This is a genomic window from Wolbachia endosymbiont (group A) of Crataerina pallida, from assembly GCF_964028475.1.
In the GTDB taxonomy this organism is placed as follows: Bacteria; Pseudomonadota; Alphaproteobacteria; order Rickettsiales; family Anaplasmataceae; genus Wolbachia; species Wolbachia pipientis.
On sequence record NZ_OZ034785.1, the window covers coordinates 896,536 to 914,768 of the forward strand.

An 18,233-nucleotide genomic window follows, 5' to 3' on the forward strand; every position below is an offset into this window, starting at 1 on the left:
TTATCTGCTTTAAAATATTGGCGTTTTTTATGTTTTAAACGCTTGACAAGCAAGATTTAGCTGCTTTTAATTGCAACTAACCTATGCTGCAAATGTTTAAGAAATTTACCAAGCAGAAAAAAAGACAAAGAATCCCCGAATTAGCTAGTCTTTTACTATCTCTGTCGAGTATTGGCATTTTTTGATGTCTTGTAACGCTTTATAAGCGCGTTCAGCTTATTTAGATAAAAATCTAGATGTAGATGAAGTTTTGTAAAGACATACAGTATCTATATACTGCAAAAAATTGAACATAAGACGCCGATACATTAAGTAATCCTTACCTTTTAATCTGCAGATTGGCGAAAGCAAATACAATAGCTTCAGTTTCATGATAAGGGGGCTGGCGGAGTTTGTCAAGGAAGTTTTTCGTTTCTGTGAACCACCTGCTAACCGACAGCTAACATTAACTACCGATATCGTATCTGAAGAAGCCCCCTGGCCATTCTAAAAAATTTAATGCTGAGTACACCTTACTTTTGGCTTCCTCTATAGTGCTCCCTTCTGCTACTATATTTAGCACTCTTCCGCCATCGGAAACTAAGTTACCACTTTCATCGAATTTAGTACCAGCATGAAACACCAACACACCAGGAATGCTTTCAATCTTATCCAATCCTTTAATTACTTCTCCCTTTTGATAATCACCCGGATAGCCTTTACTTGCAACAACTACACAAACTGTAGATTTGTTGTTAAGTTCCACCATTTTGACATTTAACTTTCCTTCTGCAACTGACAACATCAATTTTAACAAATCGCAATTTGAATCAAATCTAGGTAATATAGATTGCGTTTCTGGATCACCGAATCTAACGTTATACTCGAGAAGTTTTGGGCTATCTTTGCAAATCATTAAACCAGCAAAGAGTACTCCTTTATAAGACGTACCCATGTTAACCAATGCTTGAGCTGTAGGGTATATTATTTTTTGGATAATTTTTTGCTCCATGTCCTTACTTATAATTGAAGGTGATGAGTACGACCCCATACCTCCAGTATTTTGGCTTTCATTACTTTCATCAACTCTCTTATAATCTTTTGCACACCCAAGAGTTACTACTTTCAACCCATCAATAAGAGCAAAAAAACTTACTTCTTCTCCAACTAAAAACTCTTCTATGATTATTTCTTCACCTGATTCACCAAATTTTTTCTCCACTAGCATTGAATTTATTGCTGAAAAAGCTTCGCTTTCTGTATTACATATAACCACCCCTTTTCCTGCTGCAATTCCATTTGCTTTCACTACAAGTGGAAACTTTATTTTATTGCTACGTACAAAATCTTTAGCTAACCCTTCATCAACAAAACACTCGTACTTGGCAGTTGGTATACCATATCGTTTACATAGTCCCTTGGTGAAAGACTTCGATCCCTCAAGTTTTGCAGTTGCTTGACTTGGAGCAAAAACATTTATTCCCTCTGCAACTAAATCATCAGCAAGCCCATCAATTATTGGTTGTTCTGGACCAATAACAACCAACTCTATATTTTCTCTCTTGCAAAATTGTGTAACATCCACTGAATTTTGAATATTTACATCCACAAGAGCCCCAAGATCTTTCATAGCTTGGCGACCAGGAGTTACATATAACTCAGTCAAGATAGGAGATTTTTTTAGAGCCCAAAGTAGAGCGTGCTCACGCCCACCAGAACCTATAACCAGAACCTTCATCTTTATTTCCTCGCTTTTCTATATGTCAAAATTATTATTTGCTTATAACAGTATCATTACTCATGTATTTTTGCAACACGTTTGGTATTGCAATCGACCCGTCAGAATTTTGATAATTCTCCATTATGGCAATAATCGTTCTTCCTATAGCTAAAGCTGAGCCGTTTAAAGTGTGAATATATTTTTTCATCTTTTTATCAGTTTCTGAAGAGTATTTAGCGTTCATCCTTCTTGCTTGAAATGCACCACAATTTGAGCAGCTTGATATTTCTCTATATTTATTTTGCCCAGGTAACCATACCTCTATGTCATAAGTCCTTTGTGCAGCAAAACCCATATCGCCACTGCAAAGCAGCATTACTCTGTATGGCAATTCTAATTTTTTTAATATCTCTTCAGCAACACTCGTCATACGCTCAAGCTCATCATTTGATTGGTCTTCAGTTGTGATGCTTACCAACTCCACTTTACCAAATTGGTGTTGCCTTATCATGCCCCTGGTATCGCGACCTGCACTACCTGCTTCTTTACGAAAGCACTCCGAATATGCAGTAAAGCGAATAGGCAGTTCTTTTTCTTCCATTATTTTGTCAGCAACTAAATTTGTTAAAAACACTTCACTTGTGGGAATCAACCTCAATTCGTCGGTAGTTAAATACGAATCGTCAGAAAATTTCGGTAGCTGACCAACATTATACATAGCTTCGTTTTTCACCAAAGCCGGGTGGTACACCTCAGTATAGCCAAATTCATTAACATGCATTTCAAGCATACAATTTATTAGCGCTCGTCCAAGCTTAGCTAACTGTCCTTTTAATATCGTAAATCTTGATCCGGAAATTCTCGCCGCTTGTTCGAAGTCCATTAAACCTAATTTTTCTCCGAGTTCATAATGAGATTCTGGTACAAAATCAAACTGTCTTTTTCCTCCATATCTTCTCACCTCTAAATTAGAGTTCTCATCTGCGCCTATTGGCACATCTTGCGCAGGAATATTCGGCAAGTTAGATAAAACATTCACTAACTTATCCTTTTCTGCTTGTTCTTTTAAGCTGATTGCCTCTATCTCATTTGTGATGCTTTTTGACAACTCTATTTGCTCTTCACAGGGGCTCTTGCTCATTTTAAGCTTTTTTATTTCCTCTGTGATTTCATTGCGCTGCCTATTCAAATCCTGCAGTTTAGTGGTTAATGATCTTTTCTCGTGATCGATTTCTAATATCTCTTCCGCAGTAGATTCTCTAATTCCCCTGCTTTTCATTGCCTTTTCAAATCCTTCAGGGTTTTTGCGTATATATTCTATATCGTGCATATATTGTGCTATTACTAACATTGTTACTGTACTCCAAAAGCTCTTAATATTCAATATATTCTCATACTACTAAAATTATTATGGTTGATTTTTTTGTTAGAATTTGTTTAAATTTAATTAATTTAGCGTTCATAGGGTGTAGTATGTTGGGCATTACAAAAAATAATCAGAAAGAGAGCACTTACTTTGCTGGTGAGGAATTCGTTATCTACGCTACTTGTGTATGCCTAGCAGCCACATTCGCTGCTGGCTGTTTAGGGGCGGTAATAGGATCCCCTCTATTGACCTTTCCACTTGCTATGCTCATCTCTAACCCCGTAGTTTGGGTTTTAATGGGAACAATTCTTACAGTAGCATACAAAATGGTTGTTGAACCTTTATTTTACTTAGCGAAGGGTTATATTAATGGAAAAAGAGCAAGTCAAGGTGAGCAAAAAACTCCAGATGAGGATAGTGGTATTTTTCCTGGACCAGATAATGAAGATGGGTCAACTGTTTCAGAGAACAGTAGTCGCAGAAGTTCTATTGCTTCAAAAGATAGTGGTTTGGGTGGTAAAGAGTTTCATGAAAATTTGGACACTCTTGTGCATCAGACAAACAGAGGAAATTATGCTTACTGGTTATGTGATGATGACATTACACATATTGCAAGAGTTGTGTATGGGTACTCACAAAGTGAACATAGTAATAATAATGTCTATTTTCTTGCTCCTAGCTATTCTAATGGTTGGGACGAACTCACAAAAGAATTTCTTCAGAATTATAGAGGTGAATTAAAACAAAATTCTAAATTGATATTTACTTCGGTTCTTCATATTAACAACAATCATTGGGTAACTTTGGTTATTAAACCTGATGCAGGTGATAAAAAATTTAGAGCTTATTACTGTGACTCATTTGGTAATCAATTGCCAGATAATGTGCTAAATATTGTTAAAAGAGAACTGCAAAAAGAGGAATGGGTATTAGACATAAGAATTTCCCCAACTAAGCAGCAAAGTGACGGGTATAACTGTGGAATATTTGCGTTAGAAAATGCTCATAAAATTACACAAATGCTTAACGAAGACAAATCATTTGACGAAATTGACAAAAAGTTATCAGAATATAAATTTGATTTGAATGAGAAAAGAGAAGAATTTACAAGAGCGCTTATGGAAGATGAGAAATGTAAGGAAGATCTAAGAAATCGTAAGCGTCCGCCAAGGACGAAAACATCTCAGTCTTCTATTTCAAGGGAGAATGCAAGTTTGTGTTGCATTATGTAATCAATGAAAAATTACCATTGACCTTATGCCCCTCCAAATAGGAAATTTGACAATTGATTCTCCAGTTATTTTAGCTCCAATGTCTGGAGTGACTGATTATCCGTTTAGAAGTATTGTGAAGAAACTTGGTGCAAGTTTGTTAGTTTCAGAGATGATCGCAAGCAGAGCTATGATTATGCAAACTCGCCAGAGTTTGCAAAAAGCAAAAGTCGATGCATTAACTGCTGTGCAGCTTGCTGGGTGTGAGCCAGATGTTATGGCGTAGGCTGCAAAATTAAACGAGGACATGGGAGCAAAAATTATAGACATAAACTTTGGTTGCCCTGTTAAAAAAGTTGTAAACGGTTATGCAGGATCAGCGCTAATGCGTGATGAGAAAAAAGCCGCTGAGATAATTGAAGCTGTGGTCAAAGCAGTGAATATGCCAGTTACGGTGAAAATGCGCACTGGATGGAACGATGAAAATCGCAATGCCCCGAGACTTGCGAAAATTGCCGAAGACTTAGGAGCAAAAATGATCACTGTGCATGGAAGAACAAGAGCGCAGCTTTATAATGGTCAAGCAGATTGGAAATTCGTTAGAAATGTTAAAGAGCAAGTGAAAATTCCAGTTATAGTAAATGGCGATATTAAAAATTTAAATGATATTCAGAATGCTCTCAAAGAATCTGGAGCAGACGGAGTGATGATAGGTCGTGGTGCCTACGGTAAACCTTGGCTGATTAATCAAGCAATGAACTTTCTCAGTGGAAGTGAAACTTCTGAGCCAACAGCTTCAGAGAGATTAAGCATCATACTCGAGCATTACGACAATATTCTTGAGTACTATGGAAATGACACAGGAATAAAGATGGCCCGCAAACACATAGGTTGGTACAGTAGCGGGCTTCAAGGCTCATCTGAATTTCGTGTGAGAGTAAATAACATGACAGATAGCACAGAAGTGAAAGAAAATATTATTGGCTTTTTTGGTCAAGAGACACACTAGCTGTACTCAATTCGACTGATCGTATGCCACTACGCTCTCTTCCTCACCAGAGTGTAAATGACAACCATTATCCATCAACCATTCCTCGTCATAAGTTTCAATATCAAAATATTTTTCATATTTATCCACATTATCACAAAGTGAAAGTGCTCTGATCTTATTCATAATCAAACCTGTACCAGCAGGAATTAATCTTCCTACTATAACATTTTCTTTTAATCCACTTAAAGGATCACTCTTCCCGCAGAATGCTGCTTCTGTAAGTACTTTTGTTGTCTCTTGGAAAGAGGCAGCAGAAATAAAGGAGCTAGTTTCAAGACTTGCCCTAGTAATCCCCTGCAGAATAGGAAGATAATGAGTAGGCCGTTTGCCAGAGTTACTCATAGCATCATTTTCCCTATCAACTTCCAGCTTGTCAATGCTTTCGCCAACCAAGTACATAGTATCACCAGGATCAGTAATTTCCACTTTTTGTAGCATTTGTTTTAAGATCACCTCTAAATGCTTATTGTCTATACGAACACCCTGCAATCTATAAACTTGCTGTATTTCAGAAATCATATAGTGCGCTAAAGCTTCTAACCCAAGCACACGTAAAATATCATGGAGATCAGGGTCACCATCCATCAATAGATCACCTTTACGTACAAAATCACCTTCATTGACTATTACATGCTTACTTCTTGATACCAAATATTCAACTGGAGAAATTTGTTCATCTACAGGTTTAATTAATATACTGCGTTTTCCTCTACGGTCTTTTTCAGAAAACGCTACATAGCCATCTATCTCACTAACAATAGCATGCTCTTTAGGACGACGTGCTTCAAATAACTCTATAACCCTCGGTAAACCACCAGTAATATCACGAGTTTTAACTGACTCTCTTGGTGTTCTTGTAATAACATCACCTGCATAAACCTTCTGGCCATCTTGTACATTGAGCACTGCACCGATTGGTATAAAATAACATGCTTCAACGCCACTTGCGAGTGTCATTACTTTACCATTATCGTCAAGCAGCACAATACGAGGACGTAAATTAGCTCCACCAGAATGCAATTTCCAGTCTTTTACTACTTTGCTTGATATTCCTGTAGATTCATCCATCACTTCAGTGATCGAAATTCCATCTTTTAAGTCCTGATAAGACACTGTACCAGTCTTCTCCGTGATAATAGGCAATGTATAAGGATCCCATTCCGCAACTTTATCGCCAATTTTTACTGACCCACTCTCATCTACATAAAGCTTAGCGCCGTAAGGTACACTGTGCTTCAACTTCTCACTACCAAGGCTATCAATCAACACGACTTCACAGGAACGGCTTATCACAATTTTATTTCCGTTTCTATCTATAATTATATTACTATTGTTTAACTTTATTTTAGCATTAATAGAAGCTATAATATTCGAGGATTCAACGCCTCTAGTCATTACTCCACCTATATGAAAAGTACGCATCGTTAACTGAGTACCTGGCTCTCCAACAGATTGAGCAGCTATAACACCAACTGCTTCACCTATTGAAACAATTTTACCAGTTGCAAGGTCTCTTCCATAACATAAAGAACATACACCAGGACTTATTTCACAAGTTAAAGGCGATCTAATTTTTACAACATCAAGACCTGCAATGCTGATTTGCTTTACTTTATCCTCATCAATTAATTCCCCTGCTTTTACTAATAATTCTTTTGTCACTGGGTTATATATATCATTTGCAGCTGTTCTACCCAGCACAACACTCTCTAGAGATGCAACTATAGTACTTCCTTCAACTGTAGCTCTCACAACAAGACCATTTTTTGTTTTACAGTCATGCTTTGTAACTATGCAATTTTGAGATACATCAACTAAACGACGAGTTAAGTATCCAGAGTTTGCAGTTTTAAGTGCAGTGTCAGCTAAACCTTTACGCGCACCGTGAGTAGAATTAAAGTATTCAAATACGTTCAATCCTTCACGGAAATTAGAAATTATAGGTGTTTCTATAATCTCACCAGAAGGTTTGGTCATGAGCCCTCGCATTCCTGCTAGCTGTTTCATCTGTGAAGTAGAACCCCTTGCACCAGAGTTAACCATCATATACACTGAGTTGTACTTACTATTTCCATCATATATAGATATTGCTTTTAACATATCATTAGCTATCATATCCGTACACTTAGACCATTCATCTATAACCTTGTTATACCTCTCACTTCTAGTTATTAGCCCATCTTGATATTGCATAGAGAATTTCTTAATTTCACCCCTCGCGTGATCAACATGTGTAGCTTTAGTTTCAGGTATAACCATATCACAACGACCAAAAGAGACACCAGAAAATGTGGCATACTCAAAGCCAAGTACCATTAATTTATCAGAAAATGCCACTGTAGCACTTTGACCACAGTTACGATATACCAAATCAACTATACCAGTTATTTCCTTGACTGTTAATATCTGATTTATTAGATCGAAGCCTAGATTCTCATGCTTAGGAAAAATTTGCCATAATATTAAACGGCCAGGAGTTGTACAAACAGTTTTATAGTGAGTTTCACCGCTGCTATTAATATACTCCATCCTATACTTTATACTAGAATGAATACGTAAAGTACCATCACTCAAGGAATGCTCAACTTCACAAAAAGCACCAAAAGATGGTAAATTATCTTCCTTAGGTTCTTGTAAAGTCAGATAATATATACCAAGTACTATATCTTTACTAGGAACTATAATCGGTCTGCCATTAGAAGGACTTAAAACGTTATTAGTGGACATCATCAACACCCTAGCTTCAAGCTGAGCTTCCAATGAAATTGGCACATGCACTGCCATTTGATCACCATCAAAATCAGCATTAAACGCCGTACAGACAAGCGGATGAAGCTGTATTGCTTTGCCTTCAATAAGGATTGGCTCAAAAGCCTGAATACCAAGTCTATGTAGCGTAGGCGCTCTATTCAACAAAACAGGATGCTCTTTTATTACCTCTTCAAGCATATCCCAAACTTCTGGTTTTTCTGCTCTTATCAACTTACTAGCAAACTTAATAGTTGGAGCCATACCATACATCTTAAGCTTTGAGTAAACAAAAGGTTTGAATAGTTCAAGAGCCATTCTTTTTGGTAATCCACACTGATTTAGTTTCAAAGTTGGACCAACAACTATTACAGAACGTCCAGAGTAGTCTACCCTTTTTCCTAAGAGGTTCTGGCGAAAACGACCCTGTTTTCCTTTTAACATATCACTAATGGACTTTTTATATCCAACAGCACCAGCTTTATTTACCAAAGTATTACGACGACTATTATCAAAAAGAGAATCAACTGCTTCTTGTAACATCCTTTTTTCATTACGAATCATAATCTCAGGAGGATTTAAGCTCAACAATTTCCTCAACCTGTTATTTCTATTAATAATAGTCCTATAATGATGATTCAGATCAGAAACTGCAGGACGACCACTCTCAAGCGATACCAAAGGACGCAAATCAGGTGGTAAAATAGGTATAGTTGTAAGTATCATCCACTCAGGCCTATTTCCAGATTTAATGAAGTTTTCAACAATACGCAATCTCTTTATAATTTTCTTTCTTCTTATCTCAGAAGCAACAGATTCTAATTCTAGTCTTAAATCCTTCCTAATTTCATGTAAATCAAGGCGCGTTAGCAACTCTCTTATAGCTTCAACACCTTGCATAGCTACAAAACTATCGATCCCATAGCTATCTTTAGCTTCATTATAAGCTTTTTCACTAATAATCTCACCTTTTTCAAAAGGCGAAACAAGAGGATCTATTACGATATAATTATCGCTATATAAAATATTCTCAATATCTCTGAGAGACATATCCAATAATGCTCCAATTCTTGAAGGAAGCGATTTCAAAAACCATATATGAGCAACAGGAGATGCAAGCTCTATATGACCCATCCTTTCTCTTCTTACTTTAGAAGATGTAACTTCTACTCCGCATTTTTCGCATATGCGACCTCTGTGTCTTCTTTTTTTGTATTTTCCACATAAACATTCATCGTCATTGACAGGGCCAAAAACCTTAGGGCAAAATAATCCACCTTTCTCAACTTTGAACGTACGATAATTTGCAGTTGAAACATCTTCTATCTCACCACAAGATATACGCTTAATACTTTCAGGGCTAGCAATCGATATGCTAACCTCATTAAAAGGTTGTGCAATGTTAGTGTGAGATATATCTTCAATCACTACATCATTTTGCTTTAAATCTACATTTAAACATAAAGAACGTAGTTCTTTTATCATCACATTAAAGGATTCAGGAATTCCACATTCAAAATTACTGTCACCTTTTATTATCGATTCATAAATCTTAACTCTACCATTAATATCATCAGACTTCACAGTTAACATTTCCTGCAAAGTATAAGCAGCACCATAGGCTTGTAATGCCCAACATTCCATTTCACCAAAACGCTGACCACCAAAATGAGATTTTCCTCCAAGAGGTTGTTGAGTAACCAAACTATAAGGCCCTACTGAACGCGCATGAATTTTACCATCAACCAAGTGGTGCAACTTAAGCATGTACATGTAACCAACTGTAACCTTGCGGTCGAATTTTTCACCACTGCAACCGTCATATAATACAGCTTGTCCAGAGTTATCTAAACCAGCAAGTTCAAATAATTTTGCTATTTGTTCATCTTTTGGACCCTCAAATACAGGTGCAGCAACAGGAACGCCATCACGTAATTTGCGTGCAAATTCAATGAGATTATTATCACTAATATTACGAATATCATTACAGATAGATACGTTACTGCCATAGCTATAAACCTCAATCAGGAAGTTACGTAAATTGCTGTATGAACTTTTACAAGAGTTCAAATAGTTCTCTACTAACTCATTCAACTCGTCATTTAGTGCATTCTTATTAGGTGTATTTAAAACAGAAGCCGTTATTTCATCATCATCAATATTTTCAATTTTTTTATTATCAAGGTATGCTACTGCAAATTGTGTAAAATTATCATCGTTAAGGGACCTAATTCCCTTGCAAAAAGCACTTTTGATCTTATTGATCTCATCGAGAATATTACTTACCTTTTCCCCTAATTTTCTACAAGCCCAACCTACATGCGTTTCCAGTATTTGCCCTACATTCATTCGTGAAGGAACACCAAGAGGGTTAAGAATAATATCAACAGGAGTACCATCTTCCAAATAAGGCATATCTTCCACTGGCACAACTCGAGAAATCACACCTTTATTTCCATGTCTACCAGCCATTTTATCCCCTGGTTGCAGACTATGTTTCACAGCAATGAAAACTTTTACTGACATCGACACACCTTGAGGCAGGTCATAACCTTCATGTAATTTTTCTACTTTTCGCTTAAACTGTGCTATTGCATGTGATACTTTTTCATCAAAATCTTTTTTTAAGCTCTTAACTTGCTCAGAAATGGATTGGTTTTTTAATCCTATACCCCACCATTGCTCACGTTCAATAGAGTCAAATTTTTCTCGATCTTGAGAACCAGAATTAATAAGAAGTTTCTTCAGTTCATCATAGAAATATTCACTAGTAACATTGATTATATAATCTCGCTCTTCCTCAAAGTCATTTATCTCTTTTTGTTTGATGAGTAATGCCCTTTCATTTTCTTCAACCCCCCTGCGTGTAAAGACTTGTACATCAATTACTGTCCCTTCAACATCTGGAGATGTATATAAAGAGGAATCCGCACAATCGAATGACTTTTCACCAAAAATTGTCATTAATAACTTCGTTTCAGGAGGCAATGAAAGAGAAGGTTTAGGTGTAACTTTACCTACCAGAATATAGCCTGGAACAACTCTTGTACCAATTTTCACTATACCACTATCATCCAAGTGATATAGATTTTCTTCATTAACACCAGGTATAGCACGAGTTATTTTTTCTGATCCTAAAGGGGTATCATGTACAACACAGTCAAATTCTTCTATATGAATAGAAGTAAAGAGATCTTTTTTAACAACTTCACTAGAAATAATAATAGAGTCTTCAAAATTATAACCTTGCCAAGACATAAAAGCGACTAGCAAATTTTTACCAAGCGCCAACTCACCACTGTTAATTGCAGGACCATCAGCTATTACATCACCCTTTTTAACATAATCACCTACGCACACTAGCGGTCTTTGATTAATACAAGTATTATGGTTAGAACGCTGAAATTTCCTTAGATGATAAATATCTACGTCCAAGTAGTTAACCCTTTCTTTATCAAAAGCACGTATAACTATAGAGTTACTATCAGAACTATCAACTATGCCATCGCGTTTTGCTAAAACTACAGCACCAGAGCCAGAAGCTACAAAAGACTCCATACCAGTAGCAACCAGAGGAGCGGTAGGCTTCAATAAAGGTACGGCCTGACGTTGCATATTTGAGCCCATTAATGCTCTATTAGCATCATCATTTTCTAAAAATGGAATCAAGGAAGCTGCAACTGATATTACCTGCTTAGGAGATACGTCAATGTAACTAACTTGGTCGCTACTTACCATGACGAAGCTACCAGCATATCTACAGTATAGCATGTCATCAACAAAGCAATTATTTTCATCAAGCTTTACGCTAGTGTCAGCTATATGATGTGAGCCTTCGTCTATAGCAGAAAGATACTCAATTTGATCAGTAACAACCCTATTGACTACTTTTCTATAAGGGCTTTCAATGAAACCATATTTATTAATACGCGCGTATATAGCTAAGCTGTTGATTAACCCTATATTTTGCCCTTCAGGAGTCTCAATAGGGCAAATTCTTCCATAATGAGTTGGATGAACATCACGCACCTCAAATCCTGCCCGTTCTCTTGTTAAACCGCCAGGACCTAACGCGGATAACCTTCTTTTATGTGTTATTTCAGATAACGGATTAGTCTGATCCATAAATTGAGATAATTGAGAAGAATTGAAGAAATCTCTTAAGACATTAGTTAACACTTTTGGATTAATAAAATCAGATGGAGAAACTTTATCTAAACTAGAAGTGGACATAGAATCAACTATTGCGCGTTCCAATTTCAACAACCCAGTTCTAAATTGATTTTCTATAAACTCTCCAACTGATCTTACTCTTCTGTTTCCTAAATGATCAATATCATCTACAGATCCTTGACCGTCACGTAACAATACTATTTTTTTCACAATTTCAATAATATCTTCATGCGTTAAAACAGTTAAATCCTCATCATAATTTAATCCAAGGTAAGAGTTAAGCTTCAACCTACCAATGTTAGACAAATCATAATATTCCGGACTGAAGAAAAGATTACGGAAAAACTCTTCTACTATCTCTAAAACAGGAACTTCACCAGGACGCAAAACTCTATATATTTCATATAGTGCATCCTGATAAGACATGTTTTCATCTAAGAAAAGCGTATTTAATATATAAGGTCCAACAAACAAATTATCTATGTTCAACACTGATATTTCATCTACAGATAATAACTCAAGCTTCTTTATGTCTTCCAGCTTTATAGATTCACCAGCAGATAAAATTTTCGTAGAGCTAGCACTATCCATTAAATCTTCTGCGAGGAATAAACCACATATAGAATTAAACGGAACCAGATACTCTTTCAATTCATTATCATATAGCTTTTTAGCTAGTCTTGAGGTAATACGAACGTTAGCTTTAAGCAGCACATTACCTTCAATATCCATTAAGTCGAAAGGCAGCCTCACTCCTTTAAATTTATCAGGAACAAAAGGCACTTTCCAACCATCTTTATGTTTTACATACTTTATTTTCTCATAAAATCTATCGAGTATATCATTATTTGATAGACCCAACGCCTTTAATAAAACTGAAATTGGCAATTTTCTTTTTCTATCAACACGAAAATACAAATGGTCTTTAACATCAAATTCAATATCAAGCCAAGAACCCCTATAAGGAATAATTCTAGCAGAATAGATCAATTTACCAGAATTGTAAGTTTTTCCCTTATCGCTATCAAAAAATACACCAGGAGACCTATGCATTTGTGAGACGATAACTTTTTCCACACCATTAATGATGAAAGTGCCCTTATCAGTCATCATAGGCAACCCACAAAAGTGGACTTTCTGCTCTTCTATAGATTTTACAACGGTTGCAAGTTTAGAATGATCTCCACTCTCTTTAATCGATTTATATTCATCAAGAGAAATACCATCCTGCATAACAACAAGACGTATAGAAGCAATAACCTGAGCAGAAAAAGTTACACCACGCTTTATACACTCAGATTCATCATACTTAGGATCATCTACCCTACAACTTATAAACTCAATAGTAGCCCTACGCAAAGGATCATTTATTGGAAAGATTGTATGAAAGATAACTTCAAGTCTTTCATTACCCTTATTCTTAGGAGTAAAAGAATCATATGATTCTTTTTGAACCTTAACCAAATCCAATAAAGAATCTTTTAAATCAATCGACCTAGAATAAGAAACTCTAGGAACAAAAGCACCAGAAGCGTACATATAAGAAGAATCAACCATTAAAATACCCCAAACTAATTAAAAGAGCTATATCAATATAAAATTAATACATTAAATATTATTCAAGCTCCACTTTAGTTGCTCCTGCTTCAATAAGTTTTTGCTTGATTTTTTCTGCTTCGTCTTTAGGAACATTAGCAGTCAAATCTTTAGGTAAAGATTCAACCAACTCTTTTGCTTCTTTTAAACCCAATGTAGAATTAACCTCTCTCACAGCTTTAATAACTCCTATTTTTTTACTCGCATCAATTTCTTTAATCACAACTTTATACTCAGCTTTTTCTTGAGCAGCAGGAGCAGCAGCATTATCACCAATAGGCGCCCCAGCACCAACAGCTCCACCAAGAAAAGAACCAGCAGGCAACCCTATTTTCTCTTCTAAAACTTTTACAAGTTCAGAAGCCTCTAATAGGTTTAAAGATAATATTTTATCAACCAAATCACTTGTTACATTACTCATAATTACCACCTTACTTAACAACAAATTTATTTTTTAGAACTATAATAATCCAAAACTCTCATAAGCCTCATAGAAGATGAATTAATAGACAACGCTAACCGAGCAGGAATATCATAAGATATTAAACGCATAATTTTAACACGCAATTCATCCAGAGAAGGCAACTTAGCCAGTTTATTAACATCTTCCACTGTTAACAATTCATTTAAATGAGCTGCGCAAATCACAGACATTTTTTCTTTGTTAGCATTAGTAAAATCAACTATTAATTTTGCAGCTTCTACTATGCCACTAGAGTATATAATAGCAACAGGACCGGAAAATTTGCCTGATAAATAAGAGAATTTACCAGTCCTTTCCAAAGCCAAGCGCGCTAGAGTGTTTTTAACTACTAATACCCCACCTGCTATAGACTTCAGACTATTCCTCAGAGTTAATGAATCATTAGCATTTATAGATTTAAAATTTACTAATATCAAGAAATCATTATTTACAAATACGTTTATTGTGCTCTGTATAAATTCATCCTTATCTTTACGCTTCACGGTATCACTCCCTTAAATTATATCTTCCACTTTGCCTATCTTATAAGCTTTACCCATAGTTGAATTTAAAAAAACACCCTTAAAGTAAATTCCTTTCGCAGAAATAGGTTTATTATCTTTAATTACTTTAAGAAAGGCTTTTAAATTTTCTAGCAAGTCATCAATATCAAATTTAATATTTCCTAATTTACCATGAATAACACCATTTTTATCTGTTCTAAATTTTACCTGACCAGACTTAATGGTTTTAATAGCTTCTGCAATGTTAGAAGTCACAGTACCAAATTTAGGGTTAGGCATCAGCCCTTTAGCACCCAATACTTTTGCAATAGGAGTGATTTTTGCCATAAAATCAGGAGTAGTAATGCACCAATCAACATCTAACTTTCTACCTTTTTTTATTTCTTCAACTAAATCCTCTCCTCCTGCAATATCAGCACCAGCTTTTTCAGCTTCTAATAAATGTTTATCTTGAGCGAAAACAGCTACTTTAATATTCTTCCCGATACCTTTAGGCAAAACTACTGTACCACGCACCTGCTCTTCAGATTTACGTGAATCTACGCCTAAATTGACCGCAATATCAACTGATTCATTAAATTTTGCTGAAGCAGACTCAACAATCTTCTTCAAACACTGCTTAGGATTATCATTATATGTATTCATTTACCTAACCTTCCACAACTTCTATACCCATAGATTTTGCAGTGCCTACAACCATTTTCACTGCTGAATCTTCATTATCCACTTTCATATCAACCATCTTGCACTTTGCTACTTTAATTATAGCAGACATAGGTAATTTAGCCACTAATTCTTTACCAGGATTACCAGAACTTTTACTTAATTTAGCCTCCTGCTTAAGTAAATAAGCCACAGGCGGACCGCTGACAGTAAAATCATGAGAGCGATCATCCTTTATGGAAATTCGCACTGTTACTAAATCGCCTACTTTATAATTAGCGTTAGCAGCACTAGTAACTTTATTAAAAGCTTCACAAAACTTAGGAACAGGTATACCACGTGGACCAAGTACTGAAGCAATTTTCGGTCCTGGAACTGCTTTCCCAGCTTCCATAAGTAAGTTAATCTTAGCAACTATAACACTCATAATTAATCCTCTATTTTCTCTACTTGAGCCAGATCAAGCTCTATTATTGTCGGCTTACCTAAAATCGATACTTCCACATTAATAATTTTTTTCTCATCGTTTACCATATTTACCTTACCAGTAAAATTTTGAAAAAGACCATCATTAATTTTCACTTTTTCACCTTTTTCATAACCATAACCTAACTTCTTTGTCTCTTGAGCATTATAAAGTGCATTACACATTGAGTGAATCTCATCATCCAAAATCACCTTTGGAATATTACCGTTTTTCAAAAATCCATAAACCTTAAGAGATTTTGGTATATTATTGATAAAATTCAATACTTCATCGCATAAATTCACGTATAAAAAGACATAACCAGGAAAGCATTTCCTTCGTGTAGCAATTTTCTTAGATTTCAACTCTACTTCACTTAGCTCTTCATATGGAATAAAAACTTCCTTAAAGTAATCATTAACACCCAATCTCATAGAATTTTCCAATATATGTTGGCGCACTTTCTCTTCACAATTGGAAGCAACTCTCAAGATATACCATTTATATCTATTAAATTCTTTACACTTTAAACTTATCTCATCATCTGAAATCATCTCAAAATCACCAGATTCGCCACTGCAGAATCCAGGCGTTTGATTCAAAATATTTTTGCTTTCATCACACAGATGCATATATACATACACTTCACATAATTCTTTTATATCAGACTTTGAATTACATACCGTTTGATAAGGAATAAACACTTCCTTAAAATAAACAGCATTACTTACCAATTCGCGTATGTTTTGCTCATATCCATAATCAACTTTAATGATATACCATTTATATTCACATTCCATAAATAATTCCAAATAAAGCCTTAATTACGTAAAGAGACATAAAATCCACAAAACAGAAGAAAATCGAAAAGCATAATATAACAATCATTACAACAAATAGAGATGACAACACCTCCTGTTTCTTTACCCAAGCAATTCTTCGTATTTCTTGCTTTATATCACAGAAAAAACCACACAAACTTTTTAACATTTCCACCACAACATTAATGCAGGAGCGATAGGAATTGAACCTACAACCTCTGGTTTTGGAGACCAGCGCTCTACCAATTGAGCTACACTCCTATAACTCAAACTCTCACTCCAAAATTTCAGAAACAACACCAGAACCAACAGTTCTACCGCCTTCTCTTATCGCAAAACGCAATCCCTTATCCATTGCTATCGGTACTTGCAATTCTACTTCTACACTCACATTATCTCCTGGCATTACCATCTCCTTCCCATCTAGCAATTTTATGCTCCCAGTTACATCCGTTGTCCTTAAATAAAACTGTGGCTGGTAATTCGCAAAAAATGGTGTATGCCTTCCTCCTTCCTCTTTCTTTAATATATAAACCTCCGCCTTAAACTTTCTATGCGGTGTTATCGTCCCCGGTTTCGCTAATACTTGCCCTCTCTCCACTTCTTCTCTTTTTGTTCCTCTTAACAATATTCCTACATTGAGTCCTGCACTTCCCTTATCCAGCAACTTCTTAAACATCTCAACACCTGTGCATATCGTCTTTTGCGTCGCTTTCAGACCTATTATCTCTATCTCTTCTCCCGTCTTTATCTCTCCCTTCTCTATTCTTCCTGTTACCACTGTTCCTCGCCCCGATATCGAAAATACATCTTCGATTGGCAATAAAAATGGTAAATCCACAGGCCTTGGTGGAACCGCTACATATTCATCTAACTTTTCCATCAATTTATCTATTGATTTCTTTCCATATTCGCTGCTGTCATCCTCCAGCGCCTTGAGCGCTGAACCAACCACCACAGGCACTTCATCCCCTGGAAATCCGTATTTACTCAGTAATTCCCTCACTTCCATTTCTACTAAATCTATCATATCAGCATCAGCAACATCAGCTTTATTTATATACACCACGATATATCCAACACCTACCTGCTTCGCCAGCAATATATGCTCTCTCGTTTGTGGCATTGGCCCATCAACCCCCGACACTACCAATATCGCCGCATCCATCTGTGCTGCACCTACTATCATGTTCTTTACATAGTCAGCGTGTCCAGGACAATCAACGTGTGCATAATGCCTTTTTTCCGTCTGATACTCAACATGCGCTGTTGCTATCGTTATCCCCCTCTTCCTTTCTTCTGGCGCTTTATCTATCTGATCGTACGCTACAAAATTTCCATAATGCTTCGTTATCGCCGCTGTTAACGTCGTCTTCCCATGATCCACATGTCCTATTGTTCCCACATTTACATGCGGCTTTCCAAATGCTTCCACTACTGCTGTCATAATTA

At 36.1% G+C, this 18,233-nt stretch carries 11 protein-coding genes, 1 tRNA gene and 1 pseudogene; 2 read left to right on the top strand and 11 right to left on the bottom strand.

The annotated features are described in order from the left end of the window. Nucleotides 1-445: 445 nt before the first annotated feature. The gene (gene purD / locus ABWU55_RS04380; protein WP_138264878.1) at nt 446-1,717 is read right to left on the bottom strand and encodes a phosphoribosylamine--glycine ligase; all 1,272 of its coding nucleotides are present in this window, start codon (nt 1,715-1,717) and stop codon (nt 446-448) included. Between the two features lie 34 nt (nt 1,718-1,751). After that, a complete protein-coding gene (serS, locus tag ABWU55_RS04385; RefSeq protein WP_038198549.1) occupies nt 1,752-3,029 on the bottom strand; it encodes a serine--tRNA ligase in 1,278 nt (425 codons plus the stop codon). 80 nt (nt 3,030-3,109) lie between these two features. Here serS and ABWU55_RS04390 point away from each other — a divergent pair, with 80 nt between their 5' ends. After that, entirely contained in the window at nt 3,110-4,297 is a 1,188-nt protein-coding gene (locus ABWU55_RS04390) for a Ulp1 family isopeptidase (protein WP_353286167.1), read from the top strand. A gap of 25 nt (nt 4,298-4,322) precedes the next feature. After that, nucleotides 4,323-5,285, top strand: a pseudogene (gene dusB, locus ABWU55_RS04395) (tRNA dihydrouridine synthase DusB). 6 nt (nt 5,286-5,291) lie between these two features. Here the strand turns inward: dusB and ABWU55_RS04400 are convergent. The 9 genes from ABWU55_RS04400 to tuf all read right to left on the bottom strand — a co-directional run bounded on the left by ABWU55_RS04400 (nt 5,292) and on the right by tuf (nt 18,228). Continuing rightward, entirely contained in the window at nt 5,292-13,805 is an 8,514-nt protein-coding gene (locus tag ABWU55_RS04400; RefSeq protein WP_353286168.1) for a DNA-directed RNA polymerase subunit beta/beta', read from the bottom strand. 58 nt (nt 13,806-13,863) lie between these two features. Then, nucleotides 13,864-14,265 (bottom strand): 50S ribosomal protein L7/L12, encoded by a 402-nt coding sequence (rplL, locus tag ABWU55_RS04405; protein ID WP_007551887.1) that lies wholly within the window; start codon nt 14,263-14,265, stop codon nt 13,864-13,866. A gap of 26 nt (nt 14,266-14,291) precedes the next feature. Continuing rightward, entirely contained in the window at nt 14,292-14,810 is a 519-nt protein-coding gene (rplJ, locus tag ABWU55_RS04410; RefSeq protein ID WP_006279539.1) for a 50S ribosomal protein L10, read from the bottom strand. Nucleotides 14,811-14,822: 12 nt separating this feature from the next. Then, complete coding sequence (gene rplA, locus ABWU55_RS04415; protein ID WP_065094732.1) at nt 14,823-15,476, bottom strand: 50S ribosomal protein L1; 654 nt, start codon at nt 15,474-15,476, stop codon at nt 14,823-14,825. A gap of 4 nt (nt 15,477-15,480) precedes the next feature. After that, entirely contained in the window at nt 15,481-15,921 is a 441-nt protein-coding gene (locus tag ABWU55_RS04420; RefSeq protein ID WP_006279541.1) for a 50S ribosomal protein L11, read from the bottom strand. Nucleotides 15,922-15,923: 2 nt separating this feature from the next. Further along, nucleotides 15,924-16,760 carry a transcription termination/antitermination protein NusG gene (nusG, locus tag ABWU55_RS04425; protein ID WP_070356705.1) on the bottom strand — a complete coding sequence of 279 codons (837 nt, stop codon included), beginning with the start codon at nt 16,758-16,760 and terminating at the stop codon, nt 15,924-15,926. After that, nucleotides 16,750-16,950, bottom strand: a complete 201-nt coding sequence (gene secE, locus ABWU55_RS04430; protein WP_022626186.1) for a preprotein translocase subunit SecE — start codon at nt 16,948-16,950, stop codon at nt 16,750-16,752. Before secE ends, nusG begins: the two co-directional genes overlap by 11 nt. Before the next feature lie 19 nt (nt 16,951-16,969). After that, a tRNA-Trp gene (locus ABWU55_RS04435) sits at nt 16,970-17,042 on the bottom strand. 13 nt (nt 17,043-17,055) lie between these two features. Then, nucleotides 17,056-18,228 (bottom strand): elongation factor Tu, encoded by a 1,173-nt coding sequence (gene tuf, locus ABWU55_RS04440; RefSeq protein ID WP_010962309.1) that lies wholly within the window; start codon nt 18,226-18,228, stop codon nt 17,056-17,058. Nucleotides 18,229-18,233 lie beyond the last annotated feature (5 nt).

Coding starts and splice junctions, on each gene's coding strand:
- purD (WP_138264878.1), bottom strand. CDS start 1,717: ATGAAGGTTCTGGTTATAGGTTCTGGTGGGCGTGAGCACGCTCTACTT.
- serS (WP_038198549.1), bottom strand. CDS start 3,029: ATGCACGATATAGAATATATACGCAAAAACCCTGAAGGATTTGAAAAG.
- ABWU55_RS04390 (WP_353286167.1), top strand. CDS start 3,110: ATGGTTGATTTTTTTGTTAGAATTTGTTTAAATTTAATTAATTTAGCG.
- ABWU55_RS04400 (WP_353286168.1), bottom strand. CDS start 13,805: ATGGTTGATTCTTCTTATATGTACGCTTCTGGTGCTTTTGTTCCTAGA.
- rplL (WP_007551887.1), bottom strand. CDS start 14,265: ATGAGTAATGTAACAAGTGATTTGGTTGATAAAATATTATCTTTAAAC.
- rplA (WP_065094732.1), bottom strand. CDS start 15,476: ATGAATACATATAATGATAATCCTAAGCAGTGTTTGAAGAAGATTGTT.
- ABWU55_RS04420 (WP_006279541.1), bottom strand. CDS start 15,921: ATGAGTGTTATAGTTGCTAAGATTAACTTACTTATGGAAGCTGGGAAA.
- nusG (WP_070356705.1), bottom strand. CDS start 16,760: ATGGAATGTGAATATAAATGGTATATCATTAAAGTTGATTATGGATAT.
- secE (WP_022626186.1), bottom strand. CDS start 16,950: ATGTTAAAAAGTTTGTGTGGTTTTTTCTGTGATATAAAGCAAGAAATA.
- tuf (WP_010962309.1), bottom strand. CDS start 18,228: ATGACAGCAGTAGTGGAAGCATTTGGAAAGCCGCATGTAAATGTGGGA.